The following is a 17,618-nucleotide window of genomic DNA, read 5'->3' on the forward strand; positions in this document are numbered from 1 at the left end:
TGGCGGAATACACCGGGTCCTCGCGCGTTTCCTCGCGGCATCCGACAAGATAGAGGTGTACTGCTTCATCTATGAGAGGCCTCGGATGACCGACGGACAAGTTCTCGAGTTCTCGCACGTGACGAAACGCTTCGGTGCGTTGACCGCGGTCGACGAGTTGTCCGCGCGGATCGAGCCGGGCGCGGTGACCGCGTTCCTCGGTCCGAACGGCGCAGGAAAGACCACGTCGCTGCGCATGCTGCTCGGGCAGATCAGGCCCACCTCCGGCACCGCGACCATCGGCGGCATCCCGCACGCAGAACTGCGCCACCCGCTGCGCACCATCGGATCCGTGCTCGAAGAGGCGGTGTACCGCCCGCGTCGCACAGCTCCGCGCCAGCTCACCATCGCCGCCAAGGCGAACGGCATCCCGCTCTCGCGCGTCGACGAGGTGCTCGCGCTGGTCGGCCTGCAGAACGAGACCGAGACCCGCATCGGCGCCTACTCGCTCGGCATGCGCCAGCGCCTCAGCATCGCCGGGGCGCTGCTCGGCGATCCGGGTGCGCTGGTGCTCGACGAGCCCGCGAACGGGCTCGACCCCGAGGGCATCCGGTGGATGCGTCTGCTCATGCGCCGCCTCGCCGACGAGGGCAGGACGATCCTGGTCTCCTCGCATGTGCTGAGCGAGATCGAGCAGGTCGCCGACAACGTGCTGGTGCTCGCCAAGGGCCGCGTCGTGTACGCCGACAGCATCGACAAGCTCTCGGATCCCACGACCGGATCCGTCGTCGTCGACGCCGACGACCGCGAGGGGCTCACCACGGCGCTGAAGAACGCCGGGCTGAGCTTCGACGTGCTGCGCTCCGGCCTGACGGTGCACAACACCGACGCCGCCGCCGTGGGCGCTCTCGCCGTGACCGCCGGCATCGCCCTGAGCACGCTGCAGCAGCGCGGGCCGAGCCTCGAGGAGGTCTTCCTCGACCTCGTGCACGGACGCCGCGACGCGATGACCGGTGCGATCCCGATCGTCGCCGGTGCGGGTGGGGCTCCGGCCGCGGGTGAGGCTCCGGCTGACGAGGCCTCGGCGGCCGACGAGGCCGCACCCGCCGTTGCGGAGACCGAGGGCGCCGAGGGCGCGGCCGCTGCGGGCGCCGGCGTCGCCGCGGCAGGAGCCGCTGCGGTGGCCGGTGCCGCCGGACTGTTCGGCACTGCGGCGGAGGCGACGTCCGCCGGTGCGGCAGCGGCCGTCCCGACCACGCGCCGCGAAGCCGCCGAGTTCGCCGCCGCGCAGTCCTCCGACGGCGCCGCCGCCGATGCTGACGATGCTGCCGATGCGACCGAGACCGCTCCCGTCACGGACGCCGACGGATCCGAAGGCGCGGAGTCGAGTTCCGAAGGCGCTGAGTCCAGTTCCGAAGGCGCTGAGTCCAGTTCCGAAGGCGACCAGGAGTCCGAGACCGACGACGGCGAGGCCCAGGATGCGGCAGCCGAGGGGCAGCCGACCGATGGGACCGCCGAGACGCAGGAGCCCGAAGGCGGCGAGGGGTCCGAGGGCGCCGAAGGTGGCGAGGGGTCCGAGGGCGCCGAAGGTGGCGAGGGGTCCGAGGGCGAGCCGGAGCCGAACGCGGAGGACACGGACAACGCCAGCGACGAGCATGCCGAGAACGGACACGACGACGAGCACGACCAGAGCGGATCCGAGACGGAGGGCGCGCCGGAGGCGGACGCGGAGCAGCACGCCGACCAGCACGCCGACGACGGCGCAGAGCAGTCCAAGGACGACCCCGAGCAGCCGGCCGCCGAGAGCTCGGCGATCGCCGCGGGCGTCGCGCTGACCGCTCCCATCGATGCCCCGGAGTACTCCCCGGGCGAGACCGCATCACACGAGGACGGGCAGGGCGCTGACGAGCAGGCGATCACGCACGCTCCCGAGGGCGGCGAGCAGAACGCTGCGCTCGGGTCGTTCGCGACCGCGGCCCTCACCATCCCCGATGCCGCGCGCACGGTGTCGTTCGACGAGCTCATCACGGGCGTTCCGTCCGCGGGCGAGCAGAGCGGGGATGACGCACAGGCCGAGTCCGCGCCCGACGAGCAGCCGTCCGGTGACGAGCACGAGGCCGCACACGATGACGCGGCGACCGCGGCGACGACCGTGATCGGCACGACGCCGGAGACCTCCGCCGACGGCGAGAACCACGAGTTCGCCGCCCCGGAGCCGAGCACCGAGACGACCGAGATCGCCGGCATCGAGATCTTCGCCGCCCTCGCTGAGGGGCGCACGCAGGAGATCCAGGTCATCCTCGATGACTCGCACGACGATGAGGACCTCGCCGGCGAGGAGGTGACGGCGGGCGAGATCGCTCAGGATGAGGATCCGCGCGCCGCCGCTGTCAGCGCATCGCTCGCCGCCGCAGCGCGGGCCTTCTACAGCGACGATGCGCCGTCCTACACTCCCGCTCCGACGACGCAGGAGGAGCAGACCGGCGAGCAGCACGACGGGGATCAGCCCGGCGAGCCCAGCGATCGCGAGCAGGATGCGCACCAGCAGGACACGCACCACGACGGCGACGACCATCACGACAACCCTCACGGGGAGCAGCACGAGCACTGACCCGGGCACACCCCGAGCGGGAGCGGCGATCGTCTGAGGACGGTCGCCGCTTCGGCGTTTCGAGCCCGATCAGGCCGGGCGGACCGCCGGCTTGCGTTTGCGTGCCGGCTTCGGCGCGGGATCCTGCACCGGGATCGACGCGGTCGCGGCGATATCGGTCACCTCGGCGAGCTCGGAGCTGACGTCGAGACGGAGCGCCTGAGCCAGGGCGAGCCCATGCCGCGTGGTCAGGACGAGGCGCTGGAACTCCGCGCCCTCGAGGTCGATCACGACGCTCGGCTTGTGCCGGCGGATGAGCACGAAGTCATCGCCGTTGGCCGACTTCCAGGTGCCCGCGGCGAGCACCAGCGGAACGTGCGTGCCGGGGCTGCCCACGCCGCGGAGCCAGGTCCAGGCGTCGTCCGTGAGCTGCACCTTCACGATCGCGTCGCGCGCGATGTGCAGGTTGTCGCGGCGGAACGAGACGGCGCGCTCGAGCGGAGAGAGCTCCACCTCGAGGCGGGTCTGATCCAGCAGCAGCGTCACCATCTTTACAGTCTGCCAGCGTCGGCCCGGGATCCGCCCGGAAGCACCTCACAGGACGGCAACGATCGCTCTGGCAGGATCCGACAACTCCCGTTCGGGCACCCACCCCGCGAAGATGGAAAACGCCACCCCCGACGGCCGGGAAGCAGCGATTTTCATCCCCACGAAGCACGGATCCGAGGCGCGGATCGGCACGGATCCGAGGCGCGGATCGGCACGGATCCGCTCCGCGGGGTCGGCCCGGATCCGCTCCGCGGGGTCAGGCGGTCGCGCGGGCCGCGGCCTCGGCCGCCCCAGGGAGCGCGGCCTCGATCGCGGTGAGTTCGGCGTCGCCGTGCGCGGCGGTGAGGAACCACGCCTCGTACACGCTCGGCGGCAGCGCCACGCCCTGCTCGCGCATCGCATGGAAGAACGGCGCGTACCGGAACCCCTGCTGCGCCTGCGCCTGGGCGTAGTCGTGCGGGACCTGGGCCGCGAAGGCCAGGCCGAACAGGTTGCCGGCGCGCGGCACGGCGTGCTCGACTCCGGCGACGGACAGCGCGCGATCCAATGCTCCGGACAGACGCGCGGAGGCCGCGTCGATCCTCGCGTACACGTCCGGGGTCGCGAGGCGCAGGGTGGCCAGGCCCGCCGCCACCGAGAGCGGGTTCCCGCTGAGCGTCCCGGCCTGGTACACCGGGCCGACCGGCGCGAGCAGATCCATCACCGCCGCCGAGCCGCCGAGGGCGGCGAGCGGCATCCCCCCGCCGACGACCTTGCCGAACGTGAAGATGTCCGGGAGGTACTGCTCGCCTGCCTCCTGCTGCAGGCCCCAGTATCCCGCCGGATGCACCCGGAAACCGGTGAGCACCTCGTCGAGGATCATCAGCGCCCCGTGCGCGTGCGCGGTGTCGGCGATCAGCCGGTTGAACCCGGGCAGCGGTGCGACCACGCCCATGTTCGCCGCGGCCGCCTCGACGATGACCGCCGCGATCCGGTCGCCGTGCTCGGCGAACACCGCGGCCAGCTCCTCGGGAGAGTTGTAGTCGATGACCAGGGTCTGGGCCGCGATCGGGGCGGGAACTCCGGCGGATCCCGGCAGCGCGAGCGTGGCGACGCCGGATCCCGCCGCCGCCAGCAGCCCGTCGGAGTGCCCGTGGTAGTGCCCCGCGAACTTGACGAGCAGGTCGCGTCCGGTCGCGCCGCGCGCGAGACGGATCGCCGTCATGGTTGCCTCGGTGCCGGTAGAGACCAGGCGTACCCGCTCGACGGGGCGCACCTCGCCGTGTCGGACGCGGTCGGCGATGACGGAGGCGAGCTCGACCTCGCCCTCCGTGGGCGCGCCGAACGACAGCCCCCGGGTCGCGGCCTCCTGCACGGCCGCGACGACCTCGGGGTGCGCGTGACCGAGCAGCGCGGGCCCCCAGGAGGCGACGAGGTCGAGGTAGCGCGTGCCGGCGACGTCGGTGACCGTGGCGCCCCGGGCGCTCGCGAGGAAGCGCGGAGTCCCTCCCACCGATCCGTAGGCGCGCACGGGCGAGTTCACCCCGCCCGGGATCACCGCGCGGGCCGCGTCGAACAGGTCGTCATTGCGATCGGTCATGGATCCATTCTCCCGGAGGATCCTGTGCCCTTCTGCGACGCGAGCGCCGCGTGGGGCTGGGCCGGGATCAGTGACCCGCCGTGAGCCAGCGGGCGGCCTCGGTCGCCCAATAGGTCAGCACGGCGTCAGCGCCGGCACGGCGGATCGACAGCAGCGACTCCAGGATCGTGCGCTCGCGGTCGAGCCAGCCGTTCTGCGCGGCGGCCTCGATCATCGCGTACTCGCCCGACACCTGGTAGGCCCACACGGGCACGTGCACGACGTCGCGCACCTCGCGCAGCACGTCGAGGAACGCCATCGCGGGCTTGACCATGACGATGTCGGCGCCCTCGGCCTCGTCCAGCAGCGCCTCGCGCACGCCCTCGCGCCGGTTCCCGGGGTCGAGCTGGTACGTGCGACGATCGCCCTGCAGCTGCGAGTCCACCGCCTCGCGGAACGGTCCGTAGAAAGCGCTCGCGTACTTCGCGGCATAGCCGAGCAGCAGCACGTCCGTGAAGCCGGCTCCGTCCAGCGCGTGGCGCACCGCGGCGGTCTGGCCGTCCATCATGCCGCTCAGCCCGAGCAGCTGCGATCCGGCGCGCGCCTGGGCGAGCGCCATCGACACGTACCGCTCCACGGTGGCGTCGTTGTCGACGGAGCCGTCTGGGGCGAGCACCCCGCAGTGGCCGTGGTCGGTGAACTCGTCCAAGCACAGATCGGTCTGCACGACGAGCGCGTCGCCGACCTCCGCCGCGAGCGCGGCGGTCGCGACGTTCAGGATCCCGTCCGGATCGTCCGCCCCGGATCCCACCGCATCGCGCACGGCGGGGACGCCGAAGAGCATCACACCGCTCACGCCTGCCTCCGCCGCCTCGACAGCGGCGCGGCGCAGGGAGTCGAGCGAGTGCTGCACGACACCGGGCATGGATCCGATGGGAGCCGGATCCGTCAGTCCTTCGCGCACGAACAGCGGCAGCACGAGGTGTCGCGGCAGCAGATCCGTCTCACGCGCCAGGGCGCGCACGGCCGCGGACTGCCTCAACCGCCGCGGACGCACGTCGGGGAAGCCGGCGGAGGCCCCGAGGCCGCCGCTCACGGCGCGAACTCGTCGGCCGCGTGCGGGAGGGTGAAATGCGACACCGCGTCGATGAGGGCGTCGACCGTCTGCTTGTCGGCGACCACCGTGATCGGCAGGCCCGCCCGCTTGGCGTCCTTCGCGGTGCGCGGCCCGATCGCCGCGAGCAGCGTGGTGTCGGGGATGTCCGGGAACTGCTCGCGCACCTGCTCGGCGACGGATCCGCTGGTCACCAGGATCGCGTTGATCCGCCCATTCTGCACGTCGCGCATGATCCGATCGGTGACGGGGACCCCGACCGTGCGGTAGGCCACGACGCTCGACACGTCATGGCCGGCCTTGATCAGCGACTTCGTCAGCACGGGTTTCGCGATCTCGCTGCGCAGGGTGAGGATCCGCTTCGGGGCGGGTTCGAGGCCGATGATCTGCCGCGCCATGCCCTCGGCGGAGTTGTCGTCCTCCGGGACGAGGTCGACGTGGTAGCCGACGGCGGCGAGCGCCGCAGATGTGGTCTCGCCGACGGCCGCGATCTTGGTCGACGGAGGGATCACGGCACGGTGCGCGAACAGCACGTCGACCGTGGTCGCGCTCGTGATCGTGAGCCAGTCGTAGGCACCGGCGGCGAGCTGCGCGAGAGCGTCGTCGAGGGAGGCCTGGTCTGTGGTGGGGGCGAAGTTGATCAGCGGGGCGACCACGGGCACGGCTCCCTGCGCGCGCAGACTCGCGGCGACGCCGTCGCCCCAGGGGCCGCCGCGCGGCACGAGCACGCGCCAGCCGGTGAGCGGCTTGGCTTCTTGCTTCGATTCAGTCATGACCATCGGGTGAAGGGAGCGGGAGGAGATCAGCCGCCCCACGTTCGAGCAGCCGATGGGCAACAGACAACCCGATCCTGCGCGCTGCGCTGATCGGGTCTGCACCATCGGCAGAGTCCGCGCCGTTGCCACTGCCGTTGGGATGAATATACCCCTCGTGCAGAGTCCGCGTGTCCAAGGCCTCTGCGATGTCGAGCCCGATACGCCACCCGTCGTGCGGTGCGTACACCACGGCGCGGATGCGCAGCACGTCGCCTTCGACCACCGCGTGGGCGGCCATCGGCGCCTGGCATCCGGCGTCGAGCCCCTCGAGCACCGCGCGTTCGGCGGTCACCGCGATGCGGGTGGCCTCGTCGTCCAGCGCGGCCAGCGCCTGGAGCAGATCGGCCGGGGCGTCGGCGGCGGTCTCGACGGCGAGCGCGCCCTGGCCCGGGGCCGTCGGCCACTCCGCGAGTCCGAGCAGCTCGCCCTGCAGGTCGCCGAGCGGTCCGCCGTCCGGCCCGCCCGCGCCCAGGCGGCCGAGGCCCGCGGCGGCGAGGATCACGGCGTCCAGCTCGCCGTCCGCGACCCGCTTCAGGCGGGAGTCGACGTTGCCGCGCAGGTCGACGGTGCGCAGCCGCGGGTTGCGCACGTGCACCTGCGCGATGCGACGCGGGGATCCGGTGCCGATCGCGGATCCGCCCTTCAGCTCGTGCAGCGCGATGCCGTCACGGGTGATCGCGACGTCGCGGGCGTCGGCGCGGGCGGGGATCGCGGCGATCGTGAGCTCCGCAGGCACGTGGGTGGGCAGATCCTTCAGGGAGTGCACCAGCAGATCGCATTCGCCGCGCAGCAGCGCCTCGCGCAGCGCCGTGGCGAACACGCCCTGCCCGCCGATCTCGGAGAGCGAGGCACGGTTGGTGTCGCCCTCGCTGGTGATCGGCACCAGCTCGACCCGGCGGCCGGACGCGTGCTCCAGCGCCTTCGCGACCTGCCCGGACTGGGCCTGTGCGAGCGCGCTCCGGCGGGTGCCGAGACGGATCGTGCCGGTGAGGGCACTGCTCGACGCAACGGCTCCGGTCACTGCAAGACCTCGGCGATCTCGTCGAGGCGCAGGCGGCGCCCCGTGTAGAACGGCACCTCCTCCTTCACATAGCGGCGGGCGTCGGTGTAGCGCAGGTCGCGCATGAGGTCGACGAGCTCGGTGAGATCGTCCGCCTCGAGCGGCAGCAGCCACTCGTAGTCGCCGAGCGCGAAGGCCGCGACGGTGTTCGCGAGGACGCCCCGGAAGGCGGCGCCCTTGCGTCCGTGGTCGGCCAGCATGCGGCGGCGCTCCTCCTCCTCGATGAGGTACCACTCGGGAGTGCGCACGAACGGGTACAGGCACAGCCAGCCCTTGGGCTCGACGCCGCGGAGGAAGCCGGGCACGTGCGCGCGGTTGAACTCGGCGTCGCGGTGCACGCCCATCACGTTCCACACCGGCAGCAGGCTGCGCAGCAGCTCGGTGCGGCGCAGGCGCCGCAGTGCCTGCTGCAGCTCCTCCGGGTTCGGACCGTGCAGCCACACCATGAGGTCAGCCTCGGCCTTGAGACCGGAGACGTCGTAGAAGCCGCGCACGGAGATCCCGCCGCTCTCGATCAGGGCGACGATGTCCTCGAGCTCGGTCGCGTCGGTCTCGGTCACCGGAGCGGACGGATCACGGCGCCACACGGCCCACAGGGTGAAGCCCTGCGGGGAGGCGGCGGAGTCGACGGCGGGCACGGGCGATTCAGCGGATTCGGCCATGCCTCCAGTCTGCCCCTTCCAGCTATGCGTGGCTGCCGCGATGACGGACGACGCCCCGCACGAGGATCCGCAAGCCCCAAACCGGAGGGGCGGGTCAGCGGGAGATGCTGCGGGCCAGGGCCCAGACGATCCCGCCGACGACCGCGGCCACGCCGACGGCCAAGCCGACCGCGCCGACCGGGTTTCGACGGGCGTACGCGCGAGCCCGGCCGCCGGCCTTCTGCAGCTGGCGGGGCACGTTGCCCTTCTCCTCGATCGCGAGCAGCGCGGCCTTCAGCTCGGCGCGGGCCGAGGCGACAGGATCCACGATCCCGTTCGCCACCGCCGTGCGGGGCAGTTCGGCGTCAACGGCCATTGCCGGCCTCCTTCACGATGCGGACGTCTGTGGCGACGGCCTGGGCGGGGTTCTCCCGGCGCAGGACCTTGCGGAACTTCAGGATCCCGAGCAGTGCGAACACGGCGACGGCCAGCAGCAGGATCCCGAACGTGATGATCGCTGCCAGCCACACCGGGAACCAGGACGACAGGCCGGCGACGGCGAACACGAGAATGATCGGCACCGTCCAGAACAGGAAGAACAGCGCGACGAGGAACCAGACGCTGCCGATCCCGGCATCCTTCGCCGTGCGCGCGATCCATGTCTTCGCGGCGTCGATCTCGGCCTTGACCAGACGGCTGACGAGATCCGGGAGGTCGCCGAGCAGCGTCAGCAGACTGTCGTCGGCGCGATCCCGGTAGTTCTTGGCCATGTCAGTCGCCGTCGCGCGCGGCACCCTGGGCACCGGCGGACTTCCCCGTGCTCTTGGGCGCGGCGGTCTTCGCGGCGGTCTTCTTCTCGGCGGCCTCGACGGTCTCCGCCACGACGGTCTTGACGTCTTCGGCCGCGGCCTTGCCCGTCGCGATCGTCGAGTCGACGCGCTGGCCGGGTGTGCCGTTCGAGGTGGCCGCCTTGACGACCTTGACTCCCGCGTTCCACAGCGCCTGCGGCACGGCCGCGGCCTGCGCCTTCGCGAAATCCTGCACCTTCGACACCTGCGCCTGCACCGGATCGAGGTGCCAGACCTTGAGCCACTGCTTCTTGATCTGCTCGTAGCGTTCGCGGCCGGCGCGCGTGCCCAGGACGTATCCGGCGCCGAGTCCGACGACGAGTCCGATCTTCCCCTTCATGGGGTCTCCTCACGTTGTGGTCGACCTTGCGGACTCCCAGCGTAACCCTGTATTCCGTTTTCGGCATCTATCGGGGTGCGGGCCCGAGGTCCGCAGGACCGTGCGGCGTCGCGCCCGGGAGGTGCTGCGGAATGACGCGGTCCCGGCGGGGATCACCCCCAGAGCAGGTCGTGGCGGAGACGCTCCGCCTCGGCCTTGGCGTGCGGGACCACCTGGGCGAGACCCGTGCCGCTCAGCCAGGCGCCGGTGGCGGCGACGCCCGGGATCGCGGCGATCGCGGCGGACGCGGCCACCCTCCGCTCTGCCGCGCCGAGCACGGCGGACGGCTGCGCCTGCACGAACCGGGCACGCTGACTGCCGCGCAGCTGCGCCGGGCGCAGGGCCACGCCGAGCAGCGCCGAGGCCTCCGTGAGCGCGAGGGCTGCCGCGGCCTCGTCATCGAGCGCGGCGGTGGCGGGATCCTCGCCCTGGGATCCGAACGACACCCGCACGACGTGCCGGGATCCGGCGGCCGTGCGCAGCCACGCCCACTTCGCGGTGCTGTGCGTGAGGGCCTTCGCCGTGTGCGATCCCGGGACCGTGAGCACACCGGATCCGCGCGGTGCGGAGTCGAGCTCCGGCGCGTCCAGCACGAGGGTCACGATCTCGATCCGCGGCGAGGATCCGGCCGTCACCGCCTCGAGATCGGGCACATGCGGGGCGAGAAGGCGGCGGGCGGTCGCCTCGTCGGTCGCGAGGATGACCGCATCGAAGCGGGATGTCCCTTCGACAGGCTCAGGGACCGGGGAGGCGCCGGGCTCAGGGACCGAGCCGACCCGCACGATCCAGCCGTCGGCGTCGCGCTCCAGGCGCTCGACCGGCGAGGCCGTGCGCACCTCGGATCCGAGCAGCTCGAGCCGCGCGATCAGGCCGTCGACGAGCGCGGACATTCCGCCGGAAAGGCCCTGCACGGCGGCGCCGGGCGCGCGGCCCGCTCCGCCGGTGACCTCCGTGACGGCGCCGGAGAGGGATCCGGTGCGGGTCAGCGCGGCGTTCAGCGTCGGGGCCGCGGCGTCGACGTCGATGTCGTCCGGGTGCGCCGAGTACACGCCCGTGCTGACCGGGGCGACGAGACGGTCGAGCACGCGGTCGCCCATGCGCTTGCGCACGAGCCGGCCCAGGCTGTGGTCGTGGCCGATCGTGAGCGGCGGGCGCAGCCGATCGAGCCAGGCGCGCCAGGTGCCGCTCCATCCGATCACGCGGCGCACGTCCTCCGCGAACGGGTTCGCCGGGATCCCGAGCAGCCCGCCCTTGGGCAGCGGCGCGGCGCCCCCGGGAATGCCGGCGACCCAGGCCCCACCGGGCTCCGGGGAGACCACGAGCCCGCCGAGCCCGAGCTCCTCGATCAGCGCACGCACGTGGCCGCCGCGCACCGCGAAGCTCTCCGCCCCCGCGTCGAAGGTCAGCCCGTCGGCCTCGCCACGCCGCACCGCGCCGCCCGCAGCGTCGGCGGCCTCGAACACGGTCACGTGCGCGCCGATCGCGGCGACCGACTCGGCCGCGACAAGCCCGGCGACGCCGCCGCCGATCACCGCGATGCGCAGCCGCGCCGCCTTCTCGGCGAGCTCGGGGGCGGGGTGCGCCTCTGTCATCGCGCGGCGTCCTGCAGCGGGCCGTCCTGCAGCGGGCCGTCCTGCGGCGCGGCGGCGTCGACCGGCTCTGCAACGACCCCGTGCACGAGCTCGACGATGCGGGTGAGCACGGCGGGATCGGTCTCCGGCGGGACGCCATGACCGAGGTTGAGGATGTGCGCGCGGGCTGCGCGTCCGCGGCGCAGCACATCGCGCACGTGCGCCTCGAGCACCGGCCACGGCGCGCTCAGCAGAGCGGGGTCGATATTGCCCTGCACGGTGACGTCGCCGCCGAGCACCGCGGCGGCCTCGTCGAGCGGCTGCCGCCAGTCGACGCCGACCGCATCCGCGCGACCATCCAGGCGCATGTCGGCGAGGAACGGTCCGGTGCCGACGCCGAAGTGGATCACCGGCGCGCCGATGCCGTCGACGGCGGCCGCGGAGTGCGGGGCGACGAACGCGCGGTAGTCCGCGGGGCTCAGCGATCCCGCCCAGGAGTCGAAGAGCTGCACCGCGCTCGCCCCGGCGGTGTGCTGGGCGTCGAGGAAGGTCCGCGAGACCTGCGCGAGCCAACCTGCGAGGCGGTTCCAGGATCCCGGATCCGTGTGCATCAAGGCCCGTGCCCGCAGATGCTCCTTCGACGGGCCGCCCTCGACGAGATACGCGGCGAGCGTGAACGGCGCGCCGGCGAAGCCGATCAGCGGCGTCGCCTCGCCGAGTTCGGCGACGACGAGCCGCACGGCCTCGACGATCGCGGAGGTGTCCAGGCCGGCCGGATCGATGGCCGTGATCCGATCGACGTCGGCGGCGGTGCGCACCGGATCGGCGAAGACCGGGCCGCGGCCGGGTTCGATGTGCACGTCGACGCCGGCCAGGCGCAGCGGCACCACGATGTCGCTGAAGAAGATGCCCGCGTCGACACCGTGCCGGCGCACCGGCTGCAGCGTGATCTCGGCCGCGAGATCCGGCGTCAGGCAGGCGTCCAGCATGCGCGTGCCGACCCGCAGGTCGCGGTATTCGGGCAGCGAGCGCCCGGCCTGCCGCATGAACCAGACCGGGGTGCGGTCGGGGCGTTCTCCGGCGAGGGCGCGCAGCAGGGGCGTGTCAGTGAGGGGCATGGCTCCATTCTCCCCGACGGTGCTTGTGCCGTCGCCCTGGACGCGACAGGATCCGGGCGGCCGGGACAGGGCGGGCCGCCCCAGCCAGGATCCGTGTCCGCGTGCGACGACGTCCAGGATCCGCAAAGCGCCGTGAGCGTAAACTCACAGCGTGCTGCTCTGCGTCACGGCGAACCACAAGACCGCCCCCTTCGATCTCCTCGAGCGACTCAGCCGCACGCCGGAGGACCTCGCAGGATCGCTGTCTGAGGCCTCCCGCGGCGCCGTCGTCCTTGCGACGTGCAATCGCTTCGAGGCGTATGTCGATGTGGACGGTCCCGCCGACGACCTCGCGATCGCCCAGGTCCTGACCGCGGTCTCGGAGCGCAGCGGCGTCACCGCCGAGACGCTCTCCGCCTCGTCCGCCGTGCACTCCGGCGCCCGGGTCGTGGAGCACCTGTTCGCGGTCGCCTCGGGGCTGGAGTCCGTCGTCTCCGGCGAGGGCGAGATCGCCGGTCAGGTGCGGCGCGCGCTCACCTCGGCGCGCAAGCACGGCTCGACCTCCCCCGAGCTGGAGCGGCTCTTCCAGCGCGCGAGCGAGGCCCAGCGCCGGGTCAAGAAGGACACGGCTCTGGGGCGGGCCGGCCGTTCCCTGGTGCGCCTCGCGCTCGAACTCGCCGACAGCCGGATCGCCGACTGGAGCGCGGCCCGCGTGCTGCTCGTCGGCACCGGATCCTATGCGGCGGTCACTCTCGCCACGCTCCGCGAGCGCGGCGCGCAGGACATCAGCGTGCACTCCCCCTCCGGCCGCGGAGCCGCCTTCGCCGCCAAACACGGGATCGGCGCCGTGCCCGCCTCCGAGTACGCCACGGCCGCGGCGCACGCGTCGATCGTGATCACCTGCACGAGCGCCGAAGAGGTCCTGGACGCCGCGATCCTGCGCGCCGGCCGCGGCCCCGCGCTCGCCCCCGTCGACGCGACGCCTGCCTGCCCGGTGCCCCACGTCGGATCCGGATCCGCCGGCTCGCAGCTCATCATCGATCTCGGGATGCCGCGCAACGTGTCCGCCGACGTCGCGGAGCTCGAGGGCGTCACGCTGCTCGACCTCGAGACGATCCGCCTGCACGCGCCGCTCGAGGAGCTGCAGGCCACCGACGCCGCCCGGTCGATCGTGCGCGAAGCGGCGGCCACGTTCCACGAGGTCGGCGCCCGCGAGAGCGTGACCCCCGCCGTCGTGGCACTGCGGGCGCACATCTTCGAGCTCCTGGAGTCCGAGATCGAGCGCGCCCGTCGCCGCGGCGATGACGGCGGACAGGTGGAGCAGGCGATGCGGCACCTCGCCGGGGTGCTGCTGCACACGCCGACCAGCCGTGCGCACGAGCTCGCAGCGCAGGGCCGCGGGTCCGAATTCATCGACGCGGTCGAGGCGCTGTACGGGCTGACCGCCGAAGCCCCCGCGACCCCGCGCGCCGACGCCGAATCGGCCTGATCCCGGCACCCGGCGCGACCCCGTCGGTACCCTGGTATCCGGGCAATCCCACCCGCTCGTACCGCAGCCGGGATCCGCTGCGCGTGGTCGCGGCCGTCGACGACTGGACCCGCCTCACGCCCGAGGCCCTGCAGGGATGGCGCGACCGGCTGGCCACCCTCCTCGAAGACGAGCGCGGCGAGATCCTCAACTAGGCGCGTCGCCTCCGAGCAGCGCGGCGAGATTGTCGAGAAGCTGCGACCATCCGGGCTCGAGCCCGGCGAGCGCCTCGGCGACCCCCGGACGCGCGCCCTCCGCCTCGATCCGAAGCTCGACCACGGTCGCGGCGCCCTCTTCGCGCAGCTCGACGGTGTGCACGGCGTCGAACAGGGCTTCCCCGGCCTCGTCCAGCGGTGCGAGCGCGAAGGCCAGACGCCGCCCCGGATCGACGTCGAGCACACGCCCTTCGGAGCGGTAGATCGCGCCGCCCGGCTCGGCGAGCGCGACCCGGACGGGAGCGCCCGGGTTCGGCCCGATCTCGAGTCCGCGCACCTCGAAGTGCCGCGGAACCCACCAGCGGGCGGCGAGCTGCGGGTCCGTCCACGCGCGCCACACCGCGTCGATCGGCGCGTCGATGCGCACACTCAGCGAGAGCGCCCGCGGTCGTGCAGGATCCGCCTCGGCCTCCGCGATCGCGTGTTCGTAGGAACCGAGGACCACATCGTCGGGATCCTCCTGAGCCCATGCGCCGAGCCAGGCGGAGAGCAGCGCGAACGCGGCCCGGTCCAGCCGCGCGACGCGGCGGCGACCCAGCTTATGGACGACGATCAGCCCGGCCACCTCGAGCGCCTGCAGGTGCTTCGTGGTCTGCGGCTGCAGGGCGCCGATCGCGTCGGCGACGCCGCCCACGGTGCGCGCGCTCTCGGCGAGCACCTCGACGACCCGGAACCGGGTGGGCTCGCCGAGCGCCGCGAACGCCCGCTGCAGGTCGATCTCGCCGCTCGCGCGACCGCTCGCCGAGGGTCTCATTCGGCGGCGACGAGCGCGGCGAGGTTGTCGAGCTCGTTCGCCCGCCCCGCGAGCAGACGCTGCGTCCAGACCTCGTCGTGCAGCGGCTCGACGTGCATGACGACCCGGGTGCCGCCTTCGGCCGGGTGCAACTCGATCTGGGTGAGCTGCTCATAGGGGTCGTGGCCCGGAACGAAGTCGATGATCGACGCGTAGCCGAGCCGGGTCAGTGCCTCGATCTCGGTGAAGCGCTTGCGGGATTCCGTGGCGAGCGGCATCCCGTTCTGCTCCATGAACGCCACCTGCTCCGGCGCCACGGCGGTCATCGTGTACTCGAGCACCCCGCCCGGTCGCAGGTCGAGAGCGGTCACGTCGGTGCGGAATCCCTCGGGCGCCCACCATCGCGAGATCCCCTCCGGAGTGGTCCAGAGCTCCCAGATCCGCTCCGGCGAGGCGGAGACGTGACGTTCGATGATTTCAGTCATGACGACATGATGCATTCGTCTAGACGAATATGTCAAGGAGTTTTTGGGGACGGATCCGAAAGTCGCGAGGGCGGATCCGAGAGTCGCGAGGGCGGATCCGAGGGATGGATCATGCCGGCCTCACGCGCGTGCGCGCAGTGTTTTCCATCCCCGCCCGCTACTCCGCGCACCGCGGAGATGGATCTCGCCACCCCCACGCGCGTGCGCGCAGCGTTTTCCATCCCCCTCCGCAGGCATCTGACCACGCGAAGATTTACGGCAGCAGCGCGCAATCCGGAACGGCTGCGGCGAGACGAGCGTCGAGGGTCAGCAGCGAGCACTGGGCCGCACGGGCGAGCACGACGTACATGGCGTCGTAGGCGCTGACGTTGTGCCGCAGGGCATGCACGGCGGGCAGCATAGACATCATCGGCACCTGCTCGATACCGAGCGCGTCGAACTCACCGAACGCGCGCAACGCCTGCTCATCGGTGATCTGCCTGCTGAGCGACCATCCTCGTATGACGGAGGCGACTTCCGCCGTGAGGTGCTGCGGCGCCAACAGTTCGTGCCCGTCGATCAGCGCGGCCGCCTTGTACCCTGCTGCGGTTCCGAACAGGATCTCGGCGACCGCAGATGCGTCGACGACGAGCGTCATCGACCGGGGCGCTGCTCGGCGAGCACCTGTACTGCGGGCTCGAGTGTGGCGACGCCGCGGCTCGCGATCCGTTCCAGCAATTCAGCCCGGCTCGGACGCGTCGCCAGGCGGTCGAGTTCGCGCAGCAGATAGTCACTCAGTGAACGGCCCTCAAGCGCGGCCTTCGCCTTGAGCGCACGGCTCGTCTCGTCGGAGACGTTGCGAACCTGGATTGTTGTCATGCAAAGAGCATACGCCACATGCGGACTGCATGCACGTGGTGCACCGTACGGCCTGCCACCGAAGCCGGACTCGGATGTTTCCGCACAGGCGACGCCGATCTGCGATCAAGCGCCGGTCTCGTCGGTGAGAAGCGGGGCGATGGCTGCGCGCACTCGAGGAAGGTCGACGTTGATGGTGGCCCACACCGCGTCGTAATCGGTCGCCTCATAGCGATGCGCGAGCCGATCACGCATGCGCTTGATGCTCGACCAGGGCACGTGCGGGTTCGCGACGATCGTTTCATCACTCAACCGCGCGACGTTCTCCCCGATCTTGATGATGATCGATTCGGCCGCGAGCCCCGGTGTGTTGAGATCGTCAGAGACGTACCACTCGTGGCCTCGATCGGCGAGCCGCATGCCGTCGTCGCACAGCCGCAAGACCTCACGAAGCGACCGTTCGTCCCTATCGCTCACGCGGCCACCGCAGCCCGGAGGATCGGATGATCAGCGGGGAGCCCTCCGTCTGTGACCACGTCGACAGGAACACCGAGCAGCTCTTCGGCGGCGAAGGCGAACTCGGCGATCGTCAGCAGTCCGACGTGCGGCGAGCGGGTGACGAGGATATCGAGGTCGCTCTGCGTGGTGTCCGTGCCCCGGCCGGCTGAGCCGAACACGCGCACGTTGCTCAGCCCGTAGTCCGCAGCGAGCGCCTTGAGTTCGTCACGATGCTGTTCGAGCGCCTCGTGAGGCGAAGGGCGCATGGCCGACCGCAACCTGCCGACCATCGCCGCCGACGGATTCCGCCGCCCAGACTCGTACGCGGCGATGTTCGGCTGGGCGACACCGCTGCGCAGCGCGAGCTGCGATTGGCTGAGCCCAGCTCTCTCGCGCAACTCACGCAGCGTTTCGCTCATATCATGATGATATTGCGCGGCACTTGCCGATCACAAGGAAGTTCTCGCGCTGGAGGGCGATCACCCCTGGCAGACTGGATGCATGGCCCTTCACATCACCGGAGACACCGCCGCCGACGAACTGCTCACGAACAAACCGCTGGCGCTGCTGGTCGGGATGCTGCTCGATCAGCAGGTCGCCATGGAGACCGCGTTCGCCGGTCCGCTCAAGATCGAGCAGCGCACCGGAGCCGTCGACGCTGCCGCGATCGCCGCGTACGATCCCGATGCGTTCCTCGCCGCGTTCACGCAGACGCCGTCGGTGCACCGCTTCCCCGGATCCATGGCTGCGCGCGTGCAGGCGCTGTGCCGGACGCTCGTCGACGACTGGGGCGGCGACGCCGCGAACCTGTGGACGGCGCCCGATACGGCCGGGCAGGATCCGGACGGCGTCGAGGTGCTGCGCCGGCTGAAGGGACTCCCCGGCTTCGGCGAGCAGAAGGCGAAGATCTTCCTCGCCCTCCTCGGCAAGCAGTACGGATTCACCGGGGCGGGCTGGCGCAAGGCGTCCGCACCCTACGGGGAAGACGGATCGTTCCGCTCCGTCGCCGACATCGTCTCGCCGGAGTCGCTCACCCGGGTCCGCGAGCACAAGCGCGCGATGAAGGCCGCCGCGAAGGGCTGACCCGCCCGCACCACGGGAGGGGAGGACGACCGCGGTCG

General features: G+C 71.9%; 21 protein-coding genes. 4 read left to right on the forward strand and 17 right to left on the reverse strand.

All coding sequences use genetic code 11. The features are described 5' to 3' along the window. Positions 1–85: 85 nt before the first annotated feature. Positions 86–2,590 (forward strand): ABC transporter ATP-binding protein, encoded by a 2,505-nt coding sequence (locus tag ABD882_RS14065; RefSeq protein WP_345187949.1) that lies wholly within the window; start codon positions 86–88, stop codon positions 2,588–2,590. 69 nt (positions 2,591–2,659) lie between these two features. Here ABD882_RS14065 and ABD882_RS14070 read toward each other — a convergent pair whose 3' ends face one another. From ABD882_RS14070 to hemE, 11 genes are all read right to left on the reverse strand, one after another. After that, positions 2,660–3,118 carry a hypothetical protein gene (locus tag ABD882_RS14070; RefSeq protein ID WP_345187950.1) on the reverse strand — a complete coding sequence of 153 codons (459 nt, stop codon included), beginning with the start codon at positions 3,116–3,118 and terminating at the stop codon, positions 2,660–2,662. 256 nt (positions 3,119–3,374) lie between these two features. Then, entirely contained in the window at positions 3,375–4,697 is a 1,323-nt protein-coding gene (locus tag ABD882_RS14075) for a glutamate-1-semialdehyde 2,1-aminomutase (protein WP_345187952.1), read from the reverse strand. Positions 4,698–4,764: 67 nt separating this feature from the next. Further along, positions 4,765–5,772 (reverse strand): porphobilinogen synthase, encoded by a 1,008-nt coding sequence (hemB, locus tag ABD882_RS14080; protein ID WP_345187953.1) that lies wholly within the window; start codon positions 5,770–5,772, stop codon positions 4,765–4,767. Beyond that, on the reverse strand, positions 5,769–6,569 hold the full coding sequence (locus tag ABD882_RS14085; RefSeq protein ID WP_345187956.1) for a uroporphyrinogen-III synthase: 801 nt from the start codon (positions 6,567–6,569) through the stop codon (positions 5,769–5,771). The genes hemB and ABD882_RS14085 overlap by 4 nt, the downstream gene beginning before the upstream one ends. Next, positions 6,556–7,626 carry a hydroxymethylbilane synthase gene (gene hemC / locus ABD882_RS14090; protein ID WP_345187957.1) on the reverse strand — a complete coding sequence of 357 codons (1,071 nt, stop codon included), beginning with the start codon at positions 7,624–7,626 and terminating at the stop codon, positions 6,556–6,558. Before hemC ends, ABD882_RS14085 begins: the two co-directional genes overlap by 14 nt. Continuing rightward, positions 7,623–8,327: a hydrogen peroxide-dependent heme synthase gene (gene hemQ, locus ABD882_RS14095; protein ID WP_345187958.1), complete on the reverse strand. Its 705-nt coding sequence runs from the start codon at positions 8,325–8,327 to the stop codon at positions 7,623–7,625. Before hemQ ends, hemC begins: the two co-directional genes overlap by 4 nt. A gap of 94 nt (positions 8,328–8,421) precedes the next feature. Further along, the gene (locus ABD882_RS14100) at positions 8,422–8,682 is read right to left on the reverse strand and encodes a hypothetical protein (RefSeq protein WP_345187960.1); all 261 of its coding nucleotides are present in this window, start codon (positions 8,680–8,682) and stop codon (positions 8,422–8,424) included. Next, complete coding sequence (locus tag ABD882_RS14105; RefSeq protein ID WP_345187961.1) at positions 8,672–9,076, reverse strand: phage holin family protein; 405 nt, start codon at positions 9,074–9,076, stop codon at positions 8,672–8,674. Before ABD882_RS14105 ends, ABD882_RS14100 begins: the two co-directional genes overlap by 11 nt. A 1-nt stretch (position 9,077) precedes the next feature. Beyond that, positions 9,078–9,494: a hypothetical protein gene (locus tag ABD882_RS14110; RefSeq protein ID WP_345187962.1), complete on the reverse strand. Its 417-nt coding sequence runs from the start codon at positions 9,492–9,494 to the stop codon at positions 9,078–9,080. Positions 9,495–9,646: 152 nt separating this feature from the next. Further along, the gene (locus ABD882_RS14115) at positions 9,647–11,125 is read right to left on the reverse strand and encodes a protoporphyrinogen/coproporphyrinogen oxidase (protein WP_345187963.1); all 1,479 of its coding nucleotides are present in this window, start codon (positions 11,123–11,125) and stop codon (positions 9,647–9,649) included. Next, on the reverse strand, positions 11,122–12,222 hold the full coding sequence (hemE, locus tag ABD882_RS14120; RefSeq protein WP_345187964.1) for a uroporphyrinogen decarboxylase: 1,101 nt from the start codon (positions 12,220–12,222) through the stop codon (positions 11,122–11,124). The genes ABD882_RS14115 and hemE overlap by 4 nt, the downstream gene beginning before the upstream one ends. Before the next feature lie 151 nt (positions 12,223–12,373). Between hemE and ABD882_RS14125 the strand changes: the two genes are divergently transcribed. Next, entirely contained in the window at positions 12,374–13,690 is a 1,317-nt protein-coding gene (locus ABD882_RS14125; protein WP_345187965.1) for a glutamyl-tRNA reductase, read from the forward strand. Next, on the forward strand, positions 13,690–13,884 hold the full coding sequence (locus tag ABD882_RS14130) for an NAD(+)--rifampin ADP-ribosyltransferase (protein ID WP_345188018.1): 195 nt from the start codon (positions 13,690–13,692) through the stop codon (positions 13,882–13,884). Before ABD882_RS14125 ends, ABD882_RS14130 begins: the two co-directional genes overlap by 1 nt. On the opposite strand, the gene ABD882_RS14135 is transcribed toward ABD882_RS14130, so the two are convergent. The 6 genes from ABD882_RS14135 to ABD882_RS14160 form a co-directional block, all read right to left on the reverse strand. Beyond that, positions 13,877–14,698 carry an SRPBCC domain-containing protein gene (locus ABD882_RS14135; protein WP_345187966.1) on the reverse strand — a complete coding sequence of 274 codons (822 nt, stop codon included), beginning with the start codon at positions 14,696–14,698 and terminating at the stop codon, positions 13,877–13,879. The genes ABD882_RS14130 and ABD882_RS14135 overlap by 8 nt on opposite strands. Beyond that, positions 14,695–15,162: an SRPBCC family protein gene (locus ABD882_RS14140; protein WP_345187967.1), complete on the reverse strand. Its 468-nt coding sequence runs from the start codon at positions 15,160–15,162 to the stop codon at positions 14,695–14,697. The genes ABD882_RS14135 and ABD882_RS14140 overlap by 4 nt, the downstream gene beginning before the upstream one ends. Positions 15,163–15,415: 253 nt before the next feature. Further along, positions 15,416–15,799, reverse strand: a complete 384-nt coding sequence (locus ABD882_RS14145; RefSeq protein WP_345187968.1) for a type II toxin-antitoxin system VapC family toxin — start codon at positions 15,797–15,799, stop codon at positions 15,416–15,418. Further along, complete coding sequence (locus tag ABD882_RS14150) at positions 15,796–16,020, reverse strand: FitA-like ribbon-helix-helix domain-containing protein (RefSeq protein ID WP_345187969.1); 225 nt, start codon at positions 16,018–16,020, stop codon at positions 15,796–15,798. Before ABD882_RS14150 ends, ABD882_RS14145 begins: the two co-directional genes overlap by 4 nt. 105 nt (positions 16,021–16,125) lie before the next feature. Further along, complete coding sequence (locus ABD882_RS14155; protein ID WP_345187970.1) at positions 16,126–16,419, reverse strand: HepT-like ribonuclease domain-containing protein; 294 nt, start codon at positions 16,417–16,419, stop codon at positions 16,126–16,128. 53 nt (positions 16,420–16,472) lie between these two features. Beyond that, positions 16,473–16,916, reverse strand: coding sequence for a helix-turn-helix domain-containing protein (locus ABD882_RS14160; RefSeq protein WP_345187971.1), 444 nt, complete (start codon positions 16,914–16,916; stop codon positions 16,473–16,475). An 82-nt stretch (positions 16,917–16,998) separates the two neighbouring features. Here ABD882_RS14160 and ABD882_RS14165 point away from each other — a divergent pair, with 82 nt between their 5' ends. Continuing rightward, positions 16,999–17,580, forward strand: a complete 582-nt coding sequence (locus ABD882_RS14165; RefSeq protein ID WP_345187972.1) for an HhH-GPD-type base excision DNA repair protein — start codon at positions 16,999–17,001, stop codon at positions 17,578–17,580. Positions 17,581–17,618 lie beyond the last annotated feature (38 nt).

It is taken from the genome of Microbacterium panaciterrae (assembly GCF_039541635.1).
GTDB classification, from domain to species: domain Bacteria; phylum Actinomycetota; class Actinomycetes; order Actinomycetales; family Microbacteriaceae; genus Microbacterium; species Microbacterium panaciterrae.